Origin of the sequence: Streptococcus sp. SV2, assembly GCF_030440175.1 — a bacterium.
GTDB lineage: Bacteria > Bacillota > Bacilli > Lactobacillales > Streptococcaceae > Streptococcus > Streptococcus raffinosi.
Window position 1 is genome coordinate 83386 of sequence record NZ_JAQFJQ010000003.1, and the last position, 24000, is coordinate 107385.

The window sequence follows — 24000 nt, forward strand, 5'->3', positions numbered from 1 at the left end:
TTCCATTATTTTATGAAACAGCCTAGAAAGTGAGAGTGATTACAATGAGAAAGGCAAATGTTATCAAGGAACGTCAACGTTATTCTATTCGTAAATATTCTTTTGGAGCTGCATCAGTCTTGATTGTTGCGAGCTTGTTGCTTGGTGGACATGCTTTGGCTCAGGAACAAGCCAATAGCACAGGTCCAAGTACGGATTATGAAGTTTATGTGAATCATTCTGAAGCACCTCAAATAGATCAAGCTACCTCAGAAGCTATTAACGATGCTCTCAATGAACCTGCGTCAAGATCAGAAGCGCCAAGACCTAAGCTTGTTAGCAGTGAAGTTGCTTCCTCTGAAGCTAGTAGTGTAGTGGTCAGCGAGGCTGCTTCTTTGGAAGTACCAGCAGAGGTTGCTCAATCTGCATCTGCTGTTGCTTCTGTTGCGAGCTCAGAGGTGGCTAGCCCACGTTATGAAGTGTCATCAGTAGCTAGCTCTGAAGTAGCTAGTGAAACGGACCGTTCAGCAACTTCAGAAGTAGCGGAAACCATAGGTGCTGACCGTGAAGCTGTGGATACTCCTCAACCTGGTGTGGATGGTCCTGTGACTGCTGATGGTTCTCTTGATATTCCATCAAACGGTACCTATTATTTCCGTCGCACTACTGAAATTCGTACAGCTCCAGTCATGGATATCAAACCTACTTTCGTCTTTAGTGCAGGTGACCATGTTATTTATGATAAGGTCTTGAAGAGAGATAATCACCAATGGATTTCTTACATTGGTTACGATTATGAACGCTACTACGCTGATATCGCAGCTTTGAAGGCTGAAAATACTAGTAGCAACACTGAGGCGGCTAGAGATGAAACCATCCCTGAACGTGGTACTTATTATTTCACTAAACCTGCAGATGTGAAGAACCAACCTAGCTTGACTGCTAAGACTGAGTTCAATTTTGATCCTGGTATGTCAGTTAACTACGATAGATCTTTGCTTGCGGATAACCACCGTTGGATTTCTTATGTGTCATACAATGGTACTCGTCGTTACGTCGACCTAGGTGCTACTGTAGAGGCTGTAGCTAAACCAAGAGGCGATATCGCTATTGAAAGCCATGACAATGGTGATTTTAGTGTCGTTATCAGTAATGTTTCAGACCAAAACGGTGTCCTCGGGGTATCCGTTCCAATCTGGTCTGAAAAGAATGGTCAAGATGATATCATCTGGTACAATGCGACTCGTCTTAACAATGGTAACTACAAGGTTAACGTTAGTCTAACTGACCACAAGAATGAACGTGGTCTCTACAATGTTCATCTTTACTATGTTGAAACTAATGGTAAATTAGTTGGTGTGGGTGGCACCACTTACACAGTTCCTGCCAAGGTTGAAGAAACGCATACAACAACTAGTTATAGCCTTCCTGACTCAGGAACTTATACTTTTAAAGAACGCTCTAGCATCAAGGCAGAACCTCGTGTAGCAAGCCCAGAGTTGGCCTACTACGATGCTGGTATGTCAGTTAACTATGACAAGATTGTCAGTGGTGATGGTTATCAATGGCTTTCTTACCTCAGCTTTAATGGTAACCGCCGTTATGTAGCTGTGGCAAAACTTGCTCAACAAGAAAGCAAACCAAGCGGTACTATCAATATTGAAAATCTCTCTAACCTTGGTTTTGATGTTCATATCACCAATGTTTCTGGTGGCGACAAGGCTATCCAAGGCGTGAGTGTTCCAGTTTGGACAGCTAAGGACGGCCAAGACGATTTGGTATGGCACCAAGCTGACAGACAAAGTGATGGTAGCTACAAGGTTCGTATCAATATTAATGACCATAAGGCTGAAGCGGGTGAATACATTGTCCATCTCTACTATGTTCAAGATGGTAAGATGGTAGGTATCGGAGGCACTAGCACAACTGTTCCGGTTCAAAATGCAACTCGCCATAATCTTCCAGCTTCAGGTTCATATACCTTTACCGCTCGTACTGGAATTAAGACTCAACCTTTGGTAGCCAACCCAGATGTTAGCTACTACGATGCTGGCATGTCAGTCAACTATGACAAGGTTGTCAATAATGACGGCTATACATGGCTTTCTTATCTCAGCTATTCAGGAAATCGTTTCTATGTGGCTATTGCACCAACAAGTGTGACTAAACCAGTAGAACAACCAGTGCAACCAAGTACACCATCTTCTGGTACCTATACTTTCAAGGAACGCTCTAGCATTAAAGCAGAACCAAGTGTGGCAAGTCCAGAGTTGGCCTACTATGATGCTGGTATGTCAGTTAACTATGACAAGATTGTCAGTGGTGATGGTTATCAATGGCTTTCTTACCTCAGCTTTAATGGTAACCGCCGTTATGTAGCTGTGGCAAAACTTGCTCAACAAGAAAGCAAACCAAGCGGTACTATCAATATTGAAAATCTCTCTAACCTTGGTTTTGATGTTCATATCACCAATGTTTCTGGTGGCGACAAGGCTATCCAAGGCGTCAGTGTTCCAGTTTGGACAGTTAAAGACGGCCAAGACGATTTGGTATGGCACCAAGCTGACAGACAAAGTGATGGTAGCTACAAGGTTCGTATCAATGTTGGTGACCATAAGTCTGAAGCAGGCGAATACATTGTTCATCTCTACTATGTCCAAGACGGTAAGATGGTAGGTATCGGAGGCACTAGCACAACTGTTCCAGTTCAAAATGCAACCCGCCACAACCTTCCAGCTTCAGGTTCATATACCTTTACGGCTCGTTCTGGCATCAAGACTCAACCTTTGGTAGCTAACCCAGATGTTAGTTACTACGATGCTGGTATGTCAGTCAACTATGACAAGGTTGTCAATAATGACGGCTATACATGGCTTTCTTATCTCAGCTATTCAGGAAATCGTTTCTATGTGGCTATCACACCAACAAGTGTGACTAAACCAGTAGAACAACCAGTTCAACCAAGTACACCATCTTCTGGTACCTATACTTTCAAGGAACGCTCTAGCATTAAAGCAGAACCAAGTGTGGCAAGTCCAGAGTTGGCCTACTATGCTGCTGGCATGTCCGTTAACTATGACAGATTGGTGACTGCAGATGGTCATACATGGCTCTCTTACCTTAGTCGTGGAGGTAGCCGTCGTTACATTTCTATTGATGGTAAGGCAACAGCAGTTGCTCAACCAACAAGTCCAAGCCTAGCAGCAACCGGCACTTATACCTTTACCCAACCTAGCTCTATCAAGACTCAACCAAGTGTTGCAAGTCCAGAGTTAGCCTACTATGATAAAGGTATGTCCGTTCGCTATGACAAGGTCCTTACAGCTGATGGCCACACCTGGTTGTCTTATGTAACCTATAGCGGTGCAAGACGCTATGTGGATATTTCTTAAGAGTTGTAACATCACTCTCTTTTGAGGGTGGTGTTTTTTTAGTTTCAAGAGTTGAATAAATATATTGTTCAATATGTTTTGGAAATATTTGCCGTAAATTAGCGAAAGTTGTAAAATCAAGGTGAAAGTATAGGATTCGTTCTATACGTAGCTAATTCATCAAGTTATTGAAAGAAAATGATATAAAACGGAGGTACTGAGCATGTTAGATATTTTTGTTTTAGAAGAAGATTATTTTCAACAAGCTCGTCTTGAGGATGCTATCCACAAGTCCAAACAAATATATATTTTAAGAATTGGGAAGGTTGATTTATATGATAAACCCGATCAATTATTAGAGCGTATTACGGAAAGGGGTTCGCATTTACTGTTTTTTCTAGATATTGGATCTGACAGTGATGTCGAAGGGGGAATATTGGTTGCTCAACAGATTCGTGAGCGAGATCCGTATGCAAGTATTGTTTTCATCACAGCACATCCCGAACTCCTACCTTCAACCTTTCAGTATCGCTTAGCTGCACTTGATTTTATTGATGAGAATTTGCCTGATAATGAATATGAAGATAGGCTTATTTCTGATATTGGATTAGCACTTTCTAAAAATGGTTTGAGCCAAATAGAGTGTGCTTTTACGGTAGATACAAAGAATGCAACTATACAAGTTCCTTTTCATAAGATTCTTTATTTTGAAACATCTCCAACAGTTCATAAGGTGATTCTTCATACAACAGAAGAGCAAATCGAGTTCTATGGTCAATTGTCAAAAATTGTGAAACAAGATTGCAGACTATATAAATGTCATAAATCATTTGTTGTAAATCCCGAAAACATTGTGAGATTGGACAAAGAGTTAGGTATTATTTATTTTGAAAACGGAGAGTCATGCTTGGTTTCAAAAGCTAAACAAAAAGAGATTGTTGCTAAGATGCTTGTTCCAAAAAACATGGCAGTTTGATGTATATAGTATTTTTGTTTTAAAATGTTATTTTCTGATTATGACGAAATTTGAGTATTTTATGACAAGTATGAAAAAACTTAATTTTTGATGCTATACTTTTTGATGTAAAAAATTTAAGGAGATTTTTCTATTATGAAGTATAGTTATTTCAACTTTACTAGTCAACGTTTCTCAATTCGTAAGTACTCTTTTGGTGCTGCTTCTGTGCTTTTAGGGGCTTTACTACTTTCTTGGTGTACAGACTGCTCATGCTGATGAGCAAACGGCTGTTTCTGAATCAACTGCAAGTATTACTAGCGATAATGGAGTTGTATCAGAGAAAGTAACTTCTTCAAATACTGAGATTGTTCTTTCTGAAGCTACTGTTTCAGTTCCAAAGGATAGTTTGGAACCTGCTAAAGCATCTTCAAGTGCTGTGACTCCAGAAAAGACAAGTGAAAGTTCTCAGCATGTTGAAACAGTTACTACGAATGAAACTCACAAAGTTGAAAATACTACTGAAGCGATATCAACAGTAGAAGAAAAGGTTAACGTAGCGACAAATACTGATAAGTCATCTGATAAAAAAATTACTATTCCAAGCATTTCAAATGAGGCAAATAAAAAAATTAAGTCCGAGGTACGTGAAGATAAGGAGACTGAAAAAGTTACTGTAACAGAGAAAATTTCTGAACCAAAAGTTCCTGAAATTATAACTGATAATAAGCCATCAACACCAAGTACTGGTTATTCGAGATTATTTAGTGTTGGAAATATTAGACGACCAATGTCGACTAATCCTAGAATTGGAGATGATTACCCAGCAGCTTGAAGGTTTGCTGAAGGATACGACCAATGGGGCTATGCGATGGGTAATTGTACATCTTTTGTTGCTTATAGATTAAAAAATGTAAATCATATTGAACCACCTCGAGCATTGGGAAATGGAGCTCGATGGGGTGCTACTGCTAGAGGGTATGGCTATCGTGTAGATAAGACTCCAGCTAGAGGATCTGTAGCCTATTTCGATGATGGCGGGTATGGACATGTTGCATGGGTAGCGGATGTCCGTGGTAATAATGTTATTATTGAGGAGTACAATTGGTATATCAATGGTGTATGTGATCATAGTTACCATACTCAAACATTACCTATTTCCCATTATACAGGTTACATCCATTTTAAAGACTTAAAAGGTGGGAATACAAGTATTCCTGATGCTCCGATGCCAACAAATAATACGGTAAGTAGTCTAGCATCGTCTGGAACTTATCAATTTACTGAGCGAGTAAGTATTAAATCCGAACCAAAAATGTCTGCCCCAGAACTAGCCTATTATGAAGCGGGAAATACTGTCAATTATGATAAAACACTTCAGTCAGATGGTTATGTCTGGATTTCTTATCTATCATATTCAGGAAACCGTCGCTATATTCCAGTACAAAAGCTTTCAACTGTAGAAAGTGCTTCAACTATATCTAATCCTTCTAAACCATCAATTCCTAATAGTGGTGTTTATACTTTTAAAGGCTATGCAAGTATCAAAGCAGAACCAAAGATTTCTGCACCTGAGTTGGCATACTATGATGCTGGAAATACCGTGAATTATGATAGTCTTATTCAGGCAGATGGTCACTATTGGATTTCTTACTTATCATATTCAGGTGCACGTCGCTATATTGCTATTAGCTAAGACATAGGGGTCACCCTATTATAGAAGATCGCAGGAAATATTTTTATATTATTTTATGAAATTGTATTGAAATATAGAAATAAAGATGTTATATTTGTAACGGAAAACAAATAAAAGGAATATTAATCATGAAAAATACAAGTAAACTTATTGGTTTAGTATTAGCCCTTATCGTAGTTACCCTCGCTATCTTTTTGGTGACTAAATTTAACAGCCATGAATCAGCGCGTGTTGGCACAAGTAGCAGTTCAGTCCAAACGGTTAAAAAGTCATCTTCAAGCTCAAGTAAGGTCGTTAAGAAGGATAAAAAATCAACTCGATCATCATCTTCGGCAGTCACAAATGAAGAAAATGACAATCAGGCCTCAGCAGTAGCACCTAAGGCTTCTTCTCAAGAACAAGCTCAAGCAGGTACTACAGATGGCGGACAAGTGGCTGAAGCAACAACACCAGCTTCTCAAGTTGGAGGAGTTGAGGGTGGTCGAGGTGCTTGGAAAGCTACTTCTGGAACATTGACACTTGATGAGGAAACCCCTGTCTATGCTGCACCAGATAAAGACAGTGGGGTTGTTTCTAAAATGCCTGCAGGTGATGTTGATTGGGATAAATATGAAATTTTACCTGATGGAAACTGGTATAGTTTTGTCAAAGATGGGCAACGTTATTACATTTCATATTCAGATGTAGGACATTGATATAAGGTTCAAAAATGAAACATGATGGCATTTAAAGCTATCGTGTTTTTACTTTATTTTCCATTTTTTTGGAAAAACAACGAATATATAAGTATAATCAGTCATTTTTTTCGATTATGACGAAAATCGGACAGTTTATGATTTAAGTGGGAACAAGTCAAAAAATTTGGTATACTAGTGGACAAGTGAGAAATATAAAGTAATTTTTGTAAAACACTTGTAATATTTGTCACCTAATGTTACAATCAATCGGTAATAACAATTTGATAGAGAGAAATAATAATATGAAACGAGAAAAATTTTTACACGAACAACAACGTTTTTCAATTCGTAAATATTCTTTTGGGGCTGCGTCAGTTCTTTTAGGAGCTAGTTTGGTCTTTGCGGGCCAAGCTTTGGCTGACGAACACCACGAAGTCGCAACGACTTCAGATGCCACTTTGCGTGCGACTTCAGATAGTGATGCCTTAACAGCGGCTGATATTTTCAGTGGCGTAGCAACGAATGGAGTGACATCAAGTGAGAAAGCTAGCGAAACTTCAACAACAAGTCAAACAGCTAGTGAAACTGCTACTAGCGAAGCGACAAGTGAAGTCAGTGCCTCACAAACAGCTGATAAAGCATCTGAAACTGCAGTTGCCCCTTCAGCTGTGACAAATCGCTCAAATCTAGCTGAAAAAGATGCTAACCTTGATGTATCTAGTATGGTGAGAGCGGCTGTTAATACTAGCTTGGTGAGCGCACCAACAGCAACTACTGACAGCGACCTTCCAAGCCAAGGAACTTATGTCTACAAGGAACGTACAGAAATCAAGAATCAACCTAAGGTTTCTGCCAAGGCTGAATTTTATGTGAATCCAGGGGATAGCGTCTTCTACGACCAAGTCGTGACAGCTGACGGCTACCAATGGATTAGTTACAAATCATACTCTGGCGTGCGTCGTTATGCTCCAGTGAAACCAGTGGCAGCTGGTAGTGGCAGTGGTAATAGTGGTAGTGGGGATGGTAAGCCTTCTAATGGCGCTCAAGTTACAACAGGGGCTTTGAACATCCCAGCGACAGGAACTTTCTACTTTACACGTGACACAGATATTAAGAAAGAGCCAAAAGCAGACCTCAAACCTACTTTTGTTTTCAGTAAGGGTGATCATGTCATCTATGACAAAGTTTTGACTGCGGATAATCACCAATGGATTTCTTACATTGGTTATGACTATGTTCGCTACTATGCCGATATTGCGACTTTGACACCTGCTAAAGCTGAAACACCAGCTGCTAAACCAACAGAGACTAATCAAGCAAAACCAGAAACTACTGGTGCTGAAAAACTTCCAGCAAGTGGTACTTATAATGTGACACGTAGCTTGAATGTTAAAAACGAACCTAAGGCCTCTGCAGAAACACTTTATACCTTGGAAAAAGGCTACAAAGTGAACTATGACAAGGTCTTGACTGCGGATAACCACCAATGGATTTCTTACATTAGTTACAGTGGTACACGTCGTTATGTGGATATTGCGACTTTGAAAACTACTGAGTCTAAGCCACAAGAAAACCGTGTTTCAGGTGACCTTACTATAAGCAACCAAACGTCTAACGGCTTTGATGTTGTGGTTACCAATGTTTCAGGTGGTGGCAAGACAGTTCAAGAAGTGCGTGTCCCAATTTGGTCAGATAAGAATGGTCAAGACGATCTCACTTGGTACCATGCCGACAAACAATCAGACGGTAGCTATAAGGTTCATGTAGATAAAGCCAGCCACAAGGGTGACGCTGGTACTTATTCTGTGCATCTTTACTATATGTTGGATGGTAAACGAACTTATATTACAGAAACCACAGCTACAGTTCCTGAATCTCAAGTAGCAGGAAAATTAACGATTACCAACCAAACGTCTAACGGCTTCGATGTTGTGGTTACCGATGTTTCAGGTGGTGGCAAGACAGTTCAAGAAGTTCGTGTTCCAATTTGGTCAGATAAGAATGGTCAAGATGACCTCACTTGGTACCATGCTGATAAACAATCAGACGGTAGCTACAAGGTTCATGTAGATAAAGCCAGCCACAAGGGCGATGCTGGTACCTATGCTGTGCATCTTTACTATATGTTGGATGGTAAACGAACTTATATTACCGAAACTACAGCCACAGTCCCTGAAACTCAAGTAACAGGAAAATTGACGATTACCAACCAAACGTCTAATGGCTTTGATGTTGTCGTAACTGATGTTTCAGGTGGCGGCAAGACAGTCCAAGAAGTGCGTGTTCCAATCTGGTCAGATAAGAATGGTCAAGATGATCTTACTTGGTACCATGCCGACAAACAATTAGACGGTAGCTACAAGGTTCATGTAGATAAAGCCAGCCACAAGGGCGATGCTGGTACCTATGCCGTGCATCTTTACTATATGTTAGATGGTAAGCGAACTTATATTACCGAAACTACAGCCACAGTCCCTGAATCTCAAGTAGCAGGGGAATTGACGATCACCAACCAAACGTCTAACGGCTTTGATGTTGTCGTAACTAATGTTTCAGGTGGTGGCAAGACAGTTCAAGAAGTTCGTGTTCCAATTTGGTCAGATAAGAATGGTCAAGATGACCTTACATGGTACCATGCTGATAAACAATCAGACGGTAGCTACAAGGTTCATGTCGATACAGCCAGCCACAAGGGCGATGCTGGTAGCTATTCTGTTCATCTTTACTATATGTTGGATGGTAAACGAACTTATATTACCGAAACTACAGCCACAGTCCCTCAATCTAATGAATCCCATGTAACAGGGAAATTGACCAATAACGGTTCTTATTACAGTGTTCGTGGTAAATACGATGATATTATTATTGTCAATAAAAAACACGGTCTTTCTAAGGACTATAACCCAGGTGAAAATCCTACAGCTAAAGCAGCCTTTGTTCGTCTTCGTGACGATATGATTAACCAAGGTTTGAATGTTGGACGTTCATACAGTGGTTTCCGTTCTTACGATTATCAAAAGACTCTTTACGACAACTACGTAAGCCGTGATGGTCAAGCAGCTGCGGACCGTTACTCAGCTCGTCCTGGATTTAGCGAACACCAAACTGGTTTGGTCTTTGACTTGACTGATAAATCTGGTAACTTGCTTGAGGATGCACGAGCTAGTCAATGGCTTAAAGATAATGCACATAACTATGGCTTTATCGTGCGTTTCCAAGCAGGTAAAGAAGCTTCAACTGGCTACATGCCAGAAGCATGGCACATCCGCTATGTGGGTAAAGAAGCTAAAGATATTCACGATTCAGGCTTGAGTTTGGAAGAATACTTCGGTATCGAAGGTGGCGATTATGCTACTAGCAGCAAACCTGCTGAAAGCAAACCAGCCACTACAGGTGCCATTAACCTTCCAGCGACAGGAACTTATACTTTCACAGGTCGTGCGTCAATTAAGGCAGAAGCCAAAGTTTCAAGCCCAGAATTGGCCTACTATGATAAAGGTATGAGCGTTAACTACGATAAGGTTTTGACAGCTGATGGTCATCAATGGCTTTCATACATGACAGCAAGCGGTGCCCGTCGTTACGTTGATATTGCAACAGTTAAAGCTACAGAAACTAAACCAGAAGTTAAACCGGTTGCTAAGCCAGCGGATAAACCAAGTCTCCCAGAATCAGGCACTTATACTTTCACAGGTCGTGCGTCAATTAAGGCAGAAGCCAAAGTTTCAAGCCCAGAATTGGCCTACTATGATAAGGGTATGACTGTAAACTACGACAAGGTTTTGACAGCCGATGGTCATCAATGGCTTTCATACATGACAGCAAGCGGTGCCCGTCGTTACGTTGATATTGCAGCAGCCAAGGCTGAAGCAAGTCAACCAACTGCTAAACCAAGTCTTCCAGAATCAGGCACTTATACCTTTACAGGTCGTGCGTCAATCAAGGCAGAAGCTAAGGTTTCAAGCCCAGAGTTGGCCTACTATGATAAGGGTATGAGCGTTAACTACGATAAGGTTTTGACAGCCGATGGTCATCAATGGCTTTCATACATGACAACAAGCGGTGCCCGTCGTTACGTTGATATTGCAACAGTTAAAGCTACAGAAACTAAACCAGAAGCCAAACCGGTTGCGAAACCCGTAGACCAACCAAGTCTTCCAGCGACAGGAACTTATACTTTCACAGGTCGTGCGTCAATCAAGGCAGAAGCTAAGGTTTCAAGTCCAGAGTTGGCCTACTATGACAAGGGTATGAGCGTTAACTATGACAAAGTTTTGACAGCCGATGGTCATCAATGGCTTTCATACATGACAGCAAGCGGTGCCCGTCGTTACGTTGATATTGCCGCAGCCAAGGCTGAAGCAAGTCAACCAACTGCGAAACCAAGTCTCCCAGAGTCAGGTCGTTATACCTTCACAGGTCGTGCGTCAATAAAGGCAGAGGCCAAGGTTTCAAGTCCAGAGTTGGCCTACTATGATAAGGGTATGAGCGTTAACTACGATAAGGTTTTGACAGCCGATGGTCACACATGGCTCTCATACATGACAGCAAGTGGTGCTCGTCGTTACGTCGATATTGCTTAATGAGATAAAGAATCAGGTTGGACAACGTGTCCAGCCTTTTTTGATAGCCTCTCTTTATCAGGAGATTGAATTTTTCAATTTTTGTGACGTCTTTTGGAGTGCTATAATGGTTAATATAGAATCGAGGTTACTATGAAAATCGCATTAGTACAGATGGATGTTGCTCACGGACAGCCTGCTGAAAATGTAAAACACGTGAAAGAGATGTTGGAAAGGGCGCTTGATGACAATCCCGATGTTATTGTGCTTCCTGAAATGTGGAATACAGGCTATGCTTTAGATGAACTTGACGGGCTTGCGGATAAGGATGGACTGGAATCTCAAGCTCTCTTATCTCATTTTGCCAGAGAACATGCTGTGGCTATTCTCGGAGGGTCTGTTGCCATTGAGAAAGATGGCAAATTCTACAATACAACCTATGTCTACAATAAGTCTGGGGACTTAATCAATACCTACAGTAAGGTCCATCTTTTTGGATTGATGGCGGAGGATCAGTATATGTCGGCTGGGGCTACGGAGTCTGTTTTTGAGCTTGATGGTGTGACAGCGGCTAGTGTCATTTGTTACGACATTCGTTTTCCTGAATGGGTGAGAACACAGATGGCGCAAGGTGTCAAGGTGCTTTTTGTGGTAGCTCAGTGGCCTGAGCCTCGTGTGCAACAATGGGAGATTTTACTCAAGGCGCGTGCGGTTGAAAACCAAGCCTTTGTGGTAGCTGTTAACCGTGTCGGAGCAGGACCAGACGATGTCTTTTCGGGACATTCCATGGTTATAGATCCTCTAGGAAATGTAGTCTTGCAGGCCAAGGAACATGAGGAGGGCATTTTTACGGCTGATATTAATCTTGAAGAGGTGGACCGAGTTCGAGGTCAAATTCCCGTTTTTGAGGACCGTCGCACAGACTTGTATCATTAAGGAGTGTTTATGTTATTTGAAGAATCTGATTTATTGAAAGAATTGCCAAAACAGTTTTTTGCAGGGTTGGTAGCCAAGGTGAATGCCAAGGTAGCGGAAGGAGCAGATGTTATCAATCTCGGTCAAGGCAATCCCGACCAACCGACTTATGACCATATTGTTGAGGCGCTGTGCGTCTCAGCGAAAAATCCTGCTAGCCATAAGTATTCACAGTTTCGAGGCAATCGTCCCTTTAAGGAAGCAGCTACTAGTTTTTACAAGAAACATTATGGGGTCAATTTGGACGCAGAGCGTGAGATTTGTGTCATGGGTGGAGCTAAAATTGGACTAGTGGAATTACCCCTAGCTTTGATGAATCCTGGTGACCTCCTGCTCTTGCCTGACCCAGGTTATCCAGATTACTTGTCAGGAGTGAGTTTAGGCCGTGTGACCTATGAAACCTTTCCTTTGACGGCTGAAAATAATTTCTTGCCAGATCTGGATGCCATTCCTGAGGAGACAGCTCGCCGTGCTAAGTTTATCTATATCAATTATCCGAATAATCCTACGGGGGCTGTGGCGACTAAGGCTTTTTATGAAAAGTTAGTTGCTTGGGCTAAGACCTACGAAGTAGGAGTGGTGAGTGATTTGGCCTACGGGGCTTTGGGTTATCAGGGTTATGAGAATCCTAGCTTTTTATCGGTACCCGGCGCCAAGGATGTGGGAATTGAATTTTATACCTTCTCAAAAACCTTTAATATGGCAGGTTGGCGCTTGGCCTTTGCGGCTGGAAATGCTGAGATGGTTGAAGCCTTAAACCTCATTCAGGACCACCTTTTTGTGGGAATTTTTCCCGCTTTGCAGGATGCTGGGATTGCTGCTCTCTTAGATCCTAAATCTGAGGAGGCAGTGGCCAAACTAAATGCGGTTTATGATAGCCGTCGAGATGCTTTTACGCAAGCAGCAGCTAAGATTGGCTGGCAGGCCTTTCCATCTAAAGGTTCCTTCTATGCTTGGATGCCTGTACCTGAGGGCTACACCAGTGAAAGTTTTGCAGATCTTTTGCTTGAGAAGGCCCATGTTGCTGTGGCACCAGGCAAAGGATTTGGACCAGCGGGTGATGGTTATGTTCGTATCGGACTGCTAGTAAAGCCTGAACGTCTTGTCGAGGCCGTCAATCGTATTGCAGATTTGCATTTATTTGATCATTAAATAGCATTTATGAAACAAGTGGTTGGAAAATACTGCTTGTTTTTTCATATTTTTGCATTTTTCTCTTGACAAATGAATAAAAATACAATAAACTAATCACATATTTATTCAAAAGGAGTGCATAAATGAAAATTTCAATCGTTGGTATCACTGGTTATAGTGGTTTAGAGTTAGTTAAAATTTTGAATAATCATAAAAAAGCAGAACTTGTTTCTATTCACGCAACCAAGGAAGTAGGCCGACGATTGTCTGAAGTGTATCCCTATTTGACAGGTGTTTGTGATTTAGAAATAGAAGCTTTCGATGCCCAAAAGATTATGGAAAAGGCAGACTTAGTCTTCTTTGCCACACCTTCTGGTGTTGCTAGTTCATTGGCAGAAGAATTTGTTCAGGCTGGCTTTCCTATTATTGATTTATCTGGGGATCATCGCTTGCCGGGTTCCATTTATGAAAAATGGTATAAAAAATCACCTGCTAAGGAAATGATTTTGAATAAATTTACATACGCATTGTCAGAATATACAGATGTAAAGGATAAAAAATTTATTGCCAATCCTGGATGTTACGCGACGGCGACAGAATTGGCCTTGATTCCTTTGGTTGCTGCTGGTTTGATTGAGACAGATAGCGTCATTGTGGATGCTAAGTCTGGTTTAACTGGTGCGGGTAAGGCTCTGAGTGAGTCTAGCCATTTTGTCAATGTTCACGATAATTATGTGACCTATAAGCTCAATCATCATCAGCATATTCCAGAGATTGTCCAGACTTTGAGGGCTTTTGATGCTGATATGCCGGAGATTCAGTTTTCAACGTCGCTTTTACCGGTTAATCGTGGGATTATGGCTACGGTTTATTGCAAATTGAAGAAGGGCGTAGCTATCTCTGATGTCGCTTCAGCCTTTGCAAAAGCTTATGATGATAAACCTTTTGTACGTGTGCAAGATAATTTACCAGAGCTCCATAATGTCATTGGATCGAATTTTACAGACATCGGCTTTGCCTATAATGAAAAAACTAATGTTCTGACGGTTATTTCAGTCATTGATAATTTGATTAAGGGGGCTGCTGGTCAAGCGGTTCAAAATCTCAACCTCATGCAGGGGTGGGATGAGACAGAAGGTTTGCTTATGACACCGTCATACTTGTAGCGATAAGAACAGAAATAGGAGAAAAAATATGAAAGTCATAGATGGAACGATTGCCAGCCCGCTTGGATTTTCAGCAGATGGGCTACATGCAGGATTTAAAAAGAGAAAAATGGATTTTGGTTGGATTGTCTCTGAAAAGCCAGCCAGTGTGGCAGGGGTTTACACGACTAATAAGGTTATCGCAGCTCCTTTGATTGTGACCAAGACCTCGGTAAAAAAGGTTGGGAAAATGAAGGCTATCGTTGTTAACTCAGGTGTGGCTAATTCTTGTACAGGGACCCAAGGATTGGAGGATGCTTACACCATGCAGGAGTGGACCGCTGAAAAGCTAGGTGTTGAACCTGATATGGTTGGTGTGGCTTCTACAGGGATTATTGGTGAGTTGCTACCAATGGATACCTTGAAAAATGGACTTTCCAAGATAGTGGTTAATGGTAATGCTGATGATTTCGCCAAGGCAATTTTGACGACAGATACAGCGACTAAGACCATTGCTGTGACGGAGACTTTTGGACGTGATGTTGTGACTATGGCTGGTGTTGCTAAGGGCTCAGGTATGATTCACCCTAATATGGCGACCATGCTCGGTTTTATTACTTGTGATGCCAATATTTCCAGTGAGACTCTCCAATTAGCCTTGAGTCAAAATGTAGAAAAGACTTTTAATCAGATTACGGTTGACGGAGATACTTCGACTAATGATATGGTGCTTGTCATGTCAAATGGTTGCACGCTCAACGAAGAGATTCTGCCAGATACACCCGAGTTCGATAAATTTTCAAAAATGCTGAATTTTGTGATGCAAGAACTGGCTAAAAAGATTGCCAAGGACGGTGAAGGTGCCAATAAGCTCATCCAGGTTGATGTGGTTAATGCTCCGAATGCCCTTGATGCCCGTATGATGGCAAAATCTGTTGTCGGTTCCAGTCTGGTCAAAACAGCCATTTTTGGTGAAGATCCTAACTGGGGACGTATTTTAGCTGCTGTTGGCTATGCTGGTGTGGATGTACCTGTGGATAATGTAGATATTATGATTGGCGGACTGCCAGTCATGCTAGCTTCTAGTCCTGTTGCCTTTGATGATGAGGAAATGAAAGACATCATGCATGTTGATGAAGTGACCATTACGGTAGATCTTCATGCTGGACGTGAAAAAGGAACCGCTTGGGGTTGTGATCTTTCTTACGATTACGTTAAGATTAATGCCCTCTATCACACTTAGACTGTCTAAGGAAAAGGAGTTAACTGATGACTACTGAATATATTGTAATTAAGATTGGTGGAGTAGCCAGTAAACAGCTAACTCCTGAGATACTGACTAAACTGTCAGAATGGCAGCAGGCTGGTCAAAAAATAATCATCGTCCATGGGGGTGGCTTTGCGATCAATCAACTCATGGAGGAACATGATATCCCAATCCACAAGATCAATGGTCTGCGTGTGACGAGTCAGTCAGATATGGGTCTAATCAAAGAAGCCTTAGTTGATATGGTTGGGAAAAATTTAGGAGGTCAGTTGAGACAGGCAGGTTTGCCAGCCTATCAGGTCATAGATGAGCTTCCAGACCTTGTCCATGCTGATTTCTTAGATCAAGAGACTTATGGCTTTGTGGGTGAGGTCAGCCATATCACTAATCAGACCCTAGTAGCACTCCTTGCTCAAAGCAAGCTTCCTTTGATTCCTAGCTTGGGTTACAGTGAGCAGGGTGATTTGCTCAATATCAATGCGGATTACCTTGCTAGAGCTGTGGCAATTAGTCTAGGTGCCAAAAAACTTATCCTTATGACAGATGTCAAGGGTGTTTTAGAGAATAGACAAGTTTTGGAGCATCTTAATCTTGTGGACGTTCAGAAAAAAATAGATTCAGGTGTGATTACTGGGGGCATGATTCCTAAAATTCAAAGTGCTGTTCAGACAGTTGAATCTGGTGTTGAGCAGGTCATTATTGGTGATAACCTGACAGATGGTACCATAATCAAGGAGTAAACGATGACAAAACTATTTTCAAATTATAAACGGGCAGCGATTGATTTTGCTTCGGCCCATGGTAATTACCTGACAGATACAACTGGCAAGACCTACTTGGATTTTTCATCTGGTATCGGGGTAACTAATCTGGGCTATCATCCCTCTGTCAATCAGGCTCTAACAGAGCAGGTGGGCAAGATTTTGCACCAGCCTAACCTTTATGACAATCAGTTGCAAGAAGATGTTGCTAGCCTTTTAATTGCTGACAAGGATTATCTGGCCTTTTTCTGTAACAGTGGTGCAGAGGCCAATGAGGCAGCCATTAAAATCGCCCGTAAGGCATCGGGTAAACAAGAAATCATTACCTTCCAAAATTCCTTCCATGGTCGAACCTTTGGATCTATGTCTGCTACAGGTCAGGATAAAATTAAACAAGGTTTTGGTGAAGGTGTACCCCACTTTAGCTATGCTATTTTCAATGACATAGACAGTGTCAAGGCCCTAGCTAGTGACGAAACAGCGGCTATTATGCTAGAGTTGGTCCAAGGGGAATCAGGCGTGCAACCTGCGGATAAGGACTTTGTTAAGGCTTTGTCTGATTTTTGTAAGGAAACGGGTATTTATCTCATCGTAGATGAGGTTCAGACTGGTATCGGTCGTACTGGTAAGCTTTATGCTTATGAACACTACGATATTGAACCAGATATCTTTACCCTAGCTAAAGGTTTGGCAAATGGGGTGCCAGTTGGTGCCATGCTTGCTAAGTCATCTCTTGGAGAAGCCTTCTCTTACGGAAGTCACGGCTCTACCTTTGGAGGCAATAAGCTGGCTATGGCGGCTGCTAAGGCCACGCTTGAAGTTATGTTAGCACCTGGTTTTCTTGACACTGCTCTTGAAAGTGGAAATAAGCTACAAGCAAAATTGCAGACAGCTTTATCTGATAAAGAGACGGTTACCACTGTCCGTGGCTTGGGTTATATGATTGGAATCGAGACTACTGGCAATCTAGGAGAATTGGTTCAAGCAGCCAGAGATAAGGGGCTGATTGTCTTAATTGCAGGAACCAATGTGATCCGTCTTTTGCCACCAATCACACTAAGTGATGCTGAAATTGAAAAGGGTGTGACCATTCTATCAGAAATATTTGACTAGACAATAGAAAAATCACTTGACCGTTAATCAAGTGATTTCTTTTACTTATTGTCAGTAGCAATCTCGCTGAGAAGTCCTTTAGAGGTTGTTGTTGGTAGGATGCGGACACGATTAAGTGAGAGGAGGCCATCCTTAGCACTAGCCAGTCCTTCGTTGGTAGTCAGTCCTAACTTGTAAGTTTTCTTAGCCAAGTCCAAGGTCGTTTGGTTGTAGCGGCCTGACGGATAAGCAATGGTATTAACCTTGGTATTGAGTTTATCCTCAAGAAAGTCAATAGAATCCGTTAATTCAACCTTTTGCGTCGCCTTGTCATTGACAGACAAATCAGGGTGGTTGACCGTATGAGATTGGAAGCTCATGCCGTGTGCCATCATTTCTTTCATCTGTTTAACAGTCAGATTTCCAGCGTTTCCTTTCTTGACAAAGCCAGTGATAATATTATTGGTTGCCTTAGCCTTGTATTTTTTGAGAATAGGATAGGCAATCGTATAGAAGTCTTCGTTACCATCGTCAAAGGTCAGCCAGACAACCTTCTTAGCAGGTAGGGCGTTTTCAGTGAAGGCTTTGTAGGCTTCTTCAGGAGTTAGGAAATAGTAACCTGCATCTACCATGGCCTTGATTTGTGCTTCGAAGTTGTCCGGAGCAACAATCAGGTTGGCGTTAGAAGCCTCAGATGGATCCATAACGTGAACAGCATGGTACATGAGGATAGGAATTTGAACAGGATCGTCATAGGTCTTCCAATTGGCTGTACTCTTAGACTGACTCGTCTGGGCATGTTTTTGATTGGTTTTCGACTGGTTTGGACGGTTTAACATAAAAACGGCCAAGATACCGAGAAGTGCCAGATTTATGACAAGTAGAAGAAAATTCATCTTCTTTCGTTTAGGTTTGGTTGATTTTTGAGCTTGAAAAGTCATTGTATCCCCTTTCAAATAGGTCTAACTATTATTTTAACAAAAATAAGGTGGAATTGCACAGAATTTTCAGTAAAAAAGGATACTTGCCACCTTAAATGGCAACAATATTCTGTCAATTCCGACAGAAATATGGTACAATTAAAAAAATGTATGTTTTTAAGGAGAAATCGTAAATGTCTATTAAAATTGGATTACTTGGCTTTGGTACAGTAGCTAGTGGTATTCCTTTCCTCTTGCAGGAAAATGGTGAAAAGGTTCTTGCAGCCTCACGTGATCAGCTTGAAATTGCAAAAGTTTTGGTTAAAGATGACGAGGAAAAAAATCGACTTCTTGCTGCTGGTAACGACTACAATTTTGTCACAAATGTTGACGAAATCCTTAACGACGATGACATTCAAATCGTGGTCGAATTGATGGGACGTATCGAGCCAGCCCGCACCTTCATCACTAAAGCGCTCGAAGCTGGTAAAAACGTTGTTTCTGCCAATAAAGACTTGATTGCCACTCATGGAAAAGAGTTGATTACCCTTGCTCAAGATAAGGGTGTGGCTTTCTACTACGAAGCTGCCGTAGCTGGTGGTATTCCAATTTTGCGTACTTTGGCTAACTCTTTGACATCTGACAAGGTGACACGTATCCTTGGTGTGCTCAACGGAACATCTAACTTTATGATGACTAAGATGGTTGACGAAGGTTGGTCATACGAAGATGCCCTCAAGACTGCTCAAGAACTTGGTTATGCTGAAAGTGATCCAACCAACGACGTTGAAGGTATTGACGCTGCTTATAAAGCCGTTATCCTAAGCCAATTTGGATTTGGTGCTACAATTGATTTTGACGATGTGTCTCACAAGGGAATTACGAACATCTCTACTGATGATGTAGCTGTCGCTCAAGAATTGGGTTATGTCATCAAATTGGTTGGTGATGTGCGTGAAGTAGAATCAGGAATTTCAGCAGAAGTATCACCAACATTCTTGCCAAAAAATCACCCACTTGCTAGTGTCAACGATGTTATGAATGCAGTCTTTGTTGAATCTATCGGTATTGGCGAATCAATGTATTATGGTCCAGGTGCTGGTCAAAAACCAACAGCAACATCTGTTTTGGCAGACATTATCCGTATTGCTCGTCGTCTTTCAGATGGCAATGTTGGGAAACCATTCAACGAGTTCCGTCGTGACTTGCCGTTGGCTAATCCAGCGGACGTTAAGAGCAACTATTACTTTGCCCTTGATACGCCAGACGAAAAAGGAAAAATCCTTCACTTGTCTCAAATCTTCAACTCAGAAGATATTTCATTTGAACAAGTTTTGCAACAAAAAGCAAATGGCACAACAGCTCGTATTGTTGTGATTACACATGCTATGTCTAAGACACAACTCCAAGCGGTTACTGAGAAACTTGAAGCAGCAGAAGACTTCACTGTTGTTAACACATTGAAAGTTTTGTCTAACTAATTGATAAGCCCGTATTGGTGCGTATAAGAAAGGTATCAAGGAGAAAAGTCGCTGATGGCTTTCCTCCTTTTGGTGTGTTATTATGAAAATTACTGTTCCAGCAACATCTGCCAATATTGGTCCAGGCTTTGACTCTGTGGGTGTTGCCGTTTCTAAATATTTGACAATTGAGGTGCTTGAACCGGCAGATTCATGGCATATTGAACATGATTTGGGAGATATTCCGTCAGATGAAAACAATCTCCTCATTTCAACAGCCTTGCAAGTTAAGTCTGATTTGCAACCTCATAAATTGGTGATGACGTCGGATATTCCCTTGGCGCGTGGGCTTGGTTCTTCAAGCTCTGTTATTGTCGCAGGGATTGAGTTGGCCAATCAGTTGGCAGATCTGAAGCTATCAGATGATGATAAACTTGATATTGCAACCAAGATTGAAGGCCACCCAGACAATGTTGCCCCAGCTATCTTTGGAAATCTTGTTGTAGCCTCTTATGTGGATGAACATGTTAATAGCATCGTGGCAGATTTTCCAGAGTGTGCCTTTGTGGCCTTTATTCCGAGCTATGAACTCAAGACCTCTGATTCACGTGGGGTGCTTCCAAGTGACTTGCCTTACAAAGAAGCTGTAGCTGCATCATCCATTGCCAATGTTGCTATTGCTGCGCTCTTTGCAGGGGATTTGATTAAAGCGGGACGTGCCATTCAAGGAGACATGTTCCACGAACGCTACCGCCAAAAATTGGTCAAGGAATTTGCGACCATTAAGGAATTGTCAGGCCAATACGGTGCCTATGCAACCTATCTATCAGGAGCTGGTCCAACAGTAATGACTCTGACACCCAAGGACAAGTCTGAAGCCTTCAAAGCAGCTATCGATGGTCTTGGATTAGACGGTGAAACCTTCATCCTATCTGTGGATAAAGCAGGTGTTGTCGTTGACTAGAAAGAATCAAGGGTTGCTCTTTGGACTAGCAACCTATATTCAATGGGGATTTTTATCCCTTTTTTGGAAGCTTTTAGCAGGTGTTTCAGCCTATAACACCTTCTCATGGCGGATTGTCTTTACTGTAGTGACCATGCTGGGTTATGCGCTAATAGCTAAACAAAATACACGTTTTAAAGTCGAACTTGTAGAACTTTGGCAAGATAAGAAGGCCTTGCTTCGTATGTTGCTTGCCAGCTTTCTCATAGCAGCCAACTGGTTGATTTATATCTATGCTGTGGGTCATGGGCAAGCGACACAAGCTAGTTTAGGTTATTATATTATGCCTATTATTTCTATCCTATTTGCTCTTATTTTTCTTCGAGAATCTCTGAGCAGAACCATGTGGGCAGCAGTATTTTTAGCTTTTATAGGAGTATTGGTTCTTGTTCTTAATACAGGAAAACTTCCCATGGTTTCTTTAGGATTAGCCCTGAGTTTTGGTTTTTATGGCTTGATCAAGAAGGGGGTCAAGTTGTCTAGTGATGTGGCTATGTTAGTGGAAAGTGGTTTTCTTCTTCCTTTTGTAGTAGTCTATTTGGCCTTCTTTTCACCAGAGTCATTTTCCTCATACTCGAGCATGGAAATGTTTCTCCTAGCCATCTCAGGTGTGGTGACGGCTGTTCCCCTTCTCTGCTTCTCTGAGGCAGTTAAAAGGGCACCGCTTAACCTTATCGGCTTTATCCAGTACCTTAATCCTACCATTCAACTGCTTGTGGCTATTCTCATTTTTGGTGAGACTGTTACTATGGGAGAATTGAAGGGGTTCATCTTTATTTGGATAGCTATCTTGGTCTTCGTGACCGGTCAATTAGCGACTATTCGTAGAAGTTCCTGATGTCTGTCAGGGACTTTTTATGAGTTTGTTATAAAAAAAGGCCAAGTTTATCTGACAATTTTAGAACTTTAAGATATAATAGTAGTATTAGATTAAAATAGCGGAGAATTTTATGCGAAAAATGAAAAAGCTTGTGGGCTATGTGTTCCTACTTGCTATCCCAGTTGTCATCGCTGCAGCCCTGTTTATCTATAACGGTTCAGGTTATCGCTTGTCAGAACAAGATGCAGCAGATGTTGCCTACAAAAATGCGGGTGTTAAAACCTCTGAGATTTCCCAATCAACAGTCTCAAAAATACGTACAGGCTTGCATGGCAGTTATAAGATTAGTTTCACAACACCAGACAATCACTTTGATTACACTATTGATGGTCAATCTGGGTCTATTTTGAATCAGAAGAGCGATCATCCAACTTCTAATGATGAAGATGATGCTCAAAAGACTGATGACAATAAAGACAAGACACAACCTAGCGAAGATAAAGATACCCCACCGGTATCTAAAGACGCCGCTCAAACGACAGCCCTTAATCATGCCGGCTTAGCTGCAGGTTCTGTTACTAACATAACGACAGATTTGAAGACTGAAGGAGACGGTAAGGTTTATAATATCAGTTTTGATTACGCAGCTAGTGGTCTACGTTATAAATACGCAGTTAATGCCGAGTCAGGAGCTATCGTCGCCTACACAACAGAGTACATCTCAGGAAGCGCTGCAACCCCAGTCCAATAGCTTTTTAGTTGTCTGAAAACCTTCCGTAGTTGTTAGCAAAAGTCCTTGCATTTTCTCTGAAATGGTGTAAACTTAAGGTGAAAACGGTAACAGCATTTTCGAAAGTTACCCGAAATCAAGGAGGCTTTGACCATGAAAGAATTTCAAGCATTTAAAGACACGCTTAGCAACAAGGCTCTCAAAGCCATTTACGAGGAAAGTAAACTGGAAGTTCAAGATGAAACGACCGAAGGCACCGAAGCCTTCTCGCTAGCCTTAGCCACTCAAATGGCTATTAATCTACTCGAAAGCTATGAAAAATGGCTTGAAGAAGAAAGAGCTAAGGAAGAAAAATAAGATGAAATCCTTGTTGAAAGACAGGGATTTTTCTAATGAGAATAAAATGAGGGATTGGATTCCTATTAAAAGGTGAAATCTGTAGTCTGACTTATTTGCAACTTCAGGGCCCCACAATTTCATTTGTCTTGGTCTTAAAATTGTGATAAAATAAGACCATTCAGAGGTGCTTTGAAGCCCATTTGTCACAGGAAGCGGTGGTACTGAGAAATCCGCACAAATGTCAAAGCTGGTTGCTGATGATCAAATTGAATCAAGAAAGCTGTGAGTGGTTGCCACTCAAAACTGGGTGGTACCGCGGATACATATTCGTCCCTGTCATGGTTATGGCAGGGATTTTCTATAGCTTTTAAAGAACCAAGACCGAAGGTCGCAGGTGAATTTAGAGATATTGATGCAGACGGAGCGAAAGCGAGGTCTACGTTCCTATCAGAGGAGGGTGACATGAAGCAATCTTTTGAGACCAGTAAATTGTACTATGGTTTTCCCATTTTTATCTTGGGTTACCAGGACCAGACCTATGGCTATAATGTAACGACTTGTAGTTCTTCTTATAGTCTAGGAGATTGGCTCGTAATAGGGGTCGGTAGTGAGGAAAATGCTGCAGACCAGATTAAACATTATCAGAAGTTCACAGTAAATATTCCTGATGAAAGTTTTATGCTGGAGATGGAGCAGGCTGGATTTATTAGTCACCGTGAAAAGATTGCTAAACTCGGCATAGATTTTCAACCTTCTGATTTGACACAAGCACCTATCCTGAATGCCTGTCCAGTCATTCTAGATTGTAAGGTTGACAGAATTATCGAGGAAGATGGTATCTGCCATATCTTTGCTAAGATTCTAGACCGCCTTGCTGAGTCTGATTTGTTAGATGATAAGGGCCATTTCCGTAATGATTCTTTTGCACCGACTTACTTTATGGGTGATGGTCATAAGCGTGTCTATCGCTATCTAGATAATCGTGTCGACCCCATGGGAAGCTTTATCAAGAAAGCGAGGAGGAAGGATGACTAGTGCTGAATTGCCAGAACGAATCGCTGAGAAGCTTAGCTTTACTCTTGAAGCCCGCATCCGAAATCGGAAAGATACCTAA

The 24000-nt window shown here is 41.6% G+C and carries 20 protein-coding genes and 1 pseudogene; 20 read left to right on the forward strand and 1 reads right to left on the reverse strand.

Annotated elements, in window-relative coordinates; translation table 11 throughout:
- Positions 1-44 precede the first annotated feature (44 nt).
- From PCY14_RS02615 to PCY14_RS02675, 13 genes are all read left to right on the forward strand, one after another.
- Complete coding sequence (locus PCY14_RS02615) at positions 45-3371, forward strand: SH3 domain-containing protein (protein ID WP_301363119.1); 3327 nt, start codon at positions 45-47, stop codon at positions 3369-3371.
- Positions 3372-3573: 202 nt separating this feature from the next.
- A complete protein-coding gene (locus PCY14_RS02620; protein WP_008533927.1) occupies positions 3574-4326 on the forward strand; it encodes a LytTR family DNA-binding domain-containing protein in 753 nt (250 codons plus the stop codon).
- Positions 4327-4461: 135 nt separating this feature from the next.
- The gene (locus PCY14_RS02625) at positions 4462-4584 is read left to right on the forward strand and encodes a YSIRK-type signal peptide-containing protein (protein ID WP_239499747.1); all 123 of its coding nucleotides are present in this window, start codon (positions 4462-4464) and stop codon (positions 4582-4584) included.
- Between the two features lie 130 nt (positions 4585-4714).
- Positions 4715-5140, forward strand: a complete 426-nt coding sequence (locus PCY14_RS02630) for a hypothetical protein (protein WP_301363120.1) — start codon at positions 4715-4717, stop codon at positions 5138-5140.
- A 36-nt stretch (positions 5141-5176) separates the two neighbouring features.
- Entirely contained in the window at positions 5177-6001 is an 825-nt protein-coding gene (locus tag PCY14_RS02635; protein ID WP_301363121.1) for an SH3 domain-containing protein, read from the forward strand.
- Positions 6002-6129: 128 nt separating this feature from the next.
- Positions 6130-6696 carry a hypothetical protein gene (locus PCY14_RS02640; protein ID WP_021145917.1) on the forward strand — a complete coding sequence of 189 codons (567 nt, stop codon included), beginning with the start codon at positions 6130-6132 and terminating at the stop codon, positions 6694-6696.
- A 284-nt stretch (positions 6697-6980) separates the two neighbouring features.
- A complete protein-coding gene (gene ldcB, locus PCY14_RS02645; RefSeq protein WP_301363122.1) occupies positions 6981-11261 on the forward strand; it encodes an LD-carboxypeptidase LdcB/DacB in 4281 nt (1426 codons plus the stop codon).
- 132 nt (positions 11262-11393) lie between these two features.
- The gene (locus PCY14_RS02650) at positions 11394-12176 is read left to right on the forward strand and encodes a carbon-nitrogen family hydrolase (protein ID WP_301363123.1); all 783 of its coding nucleotides are present in this window, start codon (positions 11394-11396) and stop codon (positions 12174-12176) included.
- Positions 12177-12185: 9 nt separating this feature from the next.
- On the forward strand, positions 12186-13367 hold the full coding sequence (locus PCY14_RS02655; RefSeq protein ID WP_301363124.1) for a pyridoxal phosphate-dependent aminotransferase: 1182 nt from the start codon (positions 12186-12188) through the stop codon (positions 13365-13367).
- 125 nt (positions 13368-13492) lie between these two features.
- Positions 13493-14515, forward strand: coding sequence for an N-acetyl-gamma-glutamyl-phosphate reductase (gene argC, locus PCY14_RS02660; RefSeq protein WP_301363125.1), 1023 nt, complete (start codon positions 13493-13495; stop codon positions 14513-14515).
- A gap of 28 nt (positions 14516-14543) precedes the next feature.
- Positions 14544-15737 carry a bifunctional glutamate N-acetyltransferase/amino-acid acetyltransferase ArgJ gene (gene argJ / locus PCY14_RS02665; RefSeq protein WP_301363126.1) on the forward strand — a complete coding sequence of 398 codons (1194 nt, stop codon included), beginning with the start codon at positions 14544-14546 and terminating at the stop codon, positions 15735-15737.
- A gap of 26 nt (positions 15738-15763) precedes the next feature.
- Complete coding sequence (argB, locus tag PCY14_RS02670) at positions 15764-16501, forward strand: acetylglutamate kinase (protein WP_301363127.1); 738 nt, start codon at positions 15764-15766, stop codon at positions 16499-16501.
- A gap of 3 nt (positions 16502-16504) precedes the next feature.
- A complete protein-coding gene (locus PCY14_RS02675) occupies positions 16505-17635 on the forward strand; it encodes an acetylornithine transaminase (RefSeq protein ID WP_301363128.1) in 1131 nt (376 codons plus the stop codon).
- 41 nt (positions 17636-17676) lie between these two features.
- On the opposite strand, the gene PCY14_RS02680 is transcribed toward PCY14_RS02675, so the two are convergent.
- Positions 17677-18555 (reverse strand): polysaccharide deacetylase family protein, encoded by an 879-nt coding sequence (locus tag PCY14_RS02680; RefSeq protein ID WP_301363129.1) that lies wholly within the window; start codon positions 18553-18555, stop codon positions 17677-17679.
- Positions 18556-18728: 173 nt separating this feature from the next.
- On the opposite strand from PCY14_RS02680, the gene PCY14_RS02685 reads away from it, so the two are divergent.
- The 7 genes and pseudogenes from PCY14_RS02685 to PCY14_RS09865 form a co-directional block, all read left to right on the forward strand.
- On the forward strand, positions 18729-20015 hold the full coding sequence (locus PCY14_RS02685; protein WP_008533947.1) for a homoserine dehydrogenase: 1287 nt from the start codon (positions 18729-18731) through the stop codon (positions 20013-20015).
- A gap of 82 nt (positions 20016-20097) precedes the next feature.
- Positions 20098-20958, forward strand: coding sequence for a homoserine kinase (gene thrB, locus PCY14_RS02690; RefSeq protein WP_008533949.1), 861 nt, complete (start codon positions 20098-20100; stop codon positions 20956-20958).
- Positions 20951-21835 carry an EamA family transporter RarD gene (rarD, locus tag PCY14_RS02695; RefSeq protein WP_060933931.1) on the forward strand — a complete coding sequence of 295 codons (885 nt, stop codon included), beginning with the start codon at positions 20951-20953 and terminating at the stop codon, positions 21833-21835. The genes thrB and rarD overlap by 8 nt, the downstream gene beginning before the upstream one ends.
- A gap of 112 nt (positions 21836-21947) precedes the next feature.
- Positions 21948-22568 (forward strand): PepSY domain-containing protein, encoded by a 621-nt coding sequence (locus PCY14_RS02700; RefSeq protein ID WP_301363130.1) that lies wholly within the window; start codon positions 21948-21950, stop codon positions 22566-22568.
- A gap of 132 nt (positions 22569-22700) precedes the next feature.
- Positions 22701-22904, forward strand: coding sequence for a hypothetical protein (locus tag PCY14_RS02705; RefSeq protein ID WP_021152244.1), 204 nt, complete (start codon positions 22701-22703; stop codon positions 22902-22904).
- Between the two features lie 444 nt (positions 22905-23348).
- The gene (locus PCY14_RS02710; protein WP_301363131.1) at positions 23349-23921 is read left to right on the forward strand and encodes a flavin reductase family protein; all 573 of its coding nucleotides are present in this window, start codon (positions 23349-23351) and stop codon (positions 23919-23921) included.
- Between the two features lie 13 nt (positions 23922-23934).
- Positions 23935-23997, forward strand: a pseudogene (locus tag PCY14_RS09865) (GNAT family N-acetyltransferase); the annotation flags it as partial.
- Between the last annotated feature and the right edge of the window lie 3 nt (positions 23998-24000).

Bases quoted from the DNA above. Each gene is read 5' to 3' on its own strand.
- PCY14_RS02615 (WP_301363119.1), top strand. From the start codon at position 45: ATGAGAAAGGCAAATGTTATCAAGGAACGTCAACGTTATTCTATTCGT.
- PCY14_RS02625 (WP_239499747.1), top strand. From the start codon at position 4,462: ATGAAGTATAGTTATTTCAACTTTACTAGTCAACGTTTCTCAATTCGT.
- thrB (WP_008533949.1), top strand. From the start codon at position 20,098: ATGAAAATTACTGTTCCAGCAACATCTGCCAATATTGGTCCAGGCTTT.
- PCY14_RS02680 (WP_301363129.1), bottom strand. From the start codon at position 18,555: ATGACTTTTCAAGCTCAAAAATCAACCAAACCTAAACGAAAGAAGATG.
- PCY14_RS02685 (WP_008533947.1), top strand. From the start codon at position 18,729: ATGTCTATTAAAATTGGATTACTTGGCTTTGGTACAGTAGCTAGTGGT.
- PCY14_RS02640 (WP_021145917.1), top strand. From the start codon at position 6,130: ATGAAAAATACAAGTAAACTTATTGGTTTAGTATTAGCCCTTATCGTA.
- PCY14_RS02705 (WP_021152244.1), top strand. From the start codon at position 22,701: ATGAAAGAATTTCAAGCATTTAAAGACACGCTTAGCAACAAGGCTCTC.
- PCY14_RS02655 (WP_301363124.1), top strand. From the start codon at position 12,186: ATGTTATTTGAAGAATCTGATTTATTGAAAGAATTGCCAAAACAGTTT.
- argJ (WP_301363126.1), top strand. From the start codon at position 14,544: ATGAAAGTCATAGATGGAACGATTGCCAGCCCGCTTGGATTTTCAGCA.
- PCY14_RS02620 (WP_008533927.1), top strand. From the start codon at position 3,574: ATGTTAGATATTTTTGTTTTAGAAGAAGATTATTTTCAACAAGCTCGT.
- PCY14_RS02700 (WP_301363130.1), top strand. From the start codon at position 21,948: ATGCGAAAAATGAAAAAGCTTGTGGGCTATGTGTTCCTACTTGCTATC.
- argB (WP_301363127.1), top strand. From the start codon at position 15,764: ATGACTACTGAATATATTGTAATTAAGATTGGTGGAGTAGCCAGTAAA.
- PCY14_RS02635 (WP_301363121.1), top strand. From the start codon at position 5,177: ATGGGTAATTGTACATCTTTTGTTGCTTATAGATTAAAAAATGTAAAT.
- argC (WP_301363125.1), top strand. From the start codon at position 13,493: ATGAAAATTTCAATCGTTGGTATCACTGGTTATAGTGGTTTAGAGTTA.
- PCY14_RS02650 (WP_301363123.1), top strand. From the start codon at position 11,394: ATGAAAATCGCATTAGTACAGATGGATGTTGCTCACGGACAGCCTGCT.
- PCY14_RS02710 (WP_301363131.1), top strand. From the start codon at position 23,349: ATGAAGCAATCTTTTGAGACCAGTAAATTGTACTATGGTTTTCCCATT.
- ldcB (WP_301363122.1), top strand. From the start codon at position 6,981: ATGAAACGAGAAAAATTTTTACACGAACAACAACGTTTTTCAATTCGT.
- PCY14_RS02675 (WP_301363128.1), top strand. From the start codon at position 16,505: ATGACAAAACTATTTTCAAATTATAAACGGGCAGCGATTGATTTTGCT.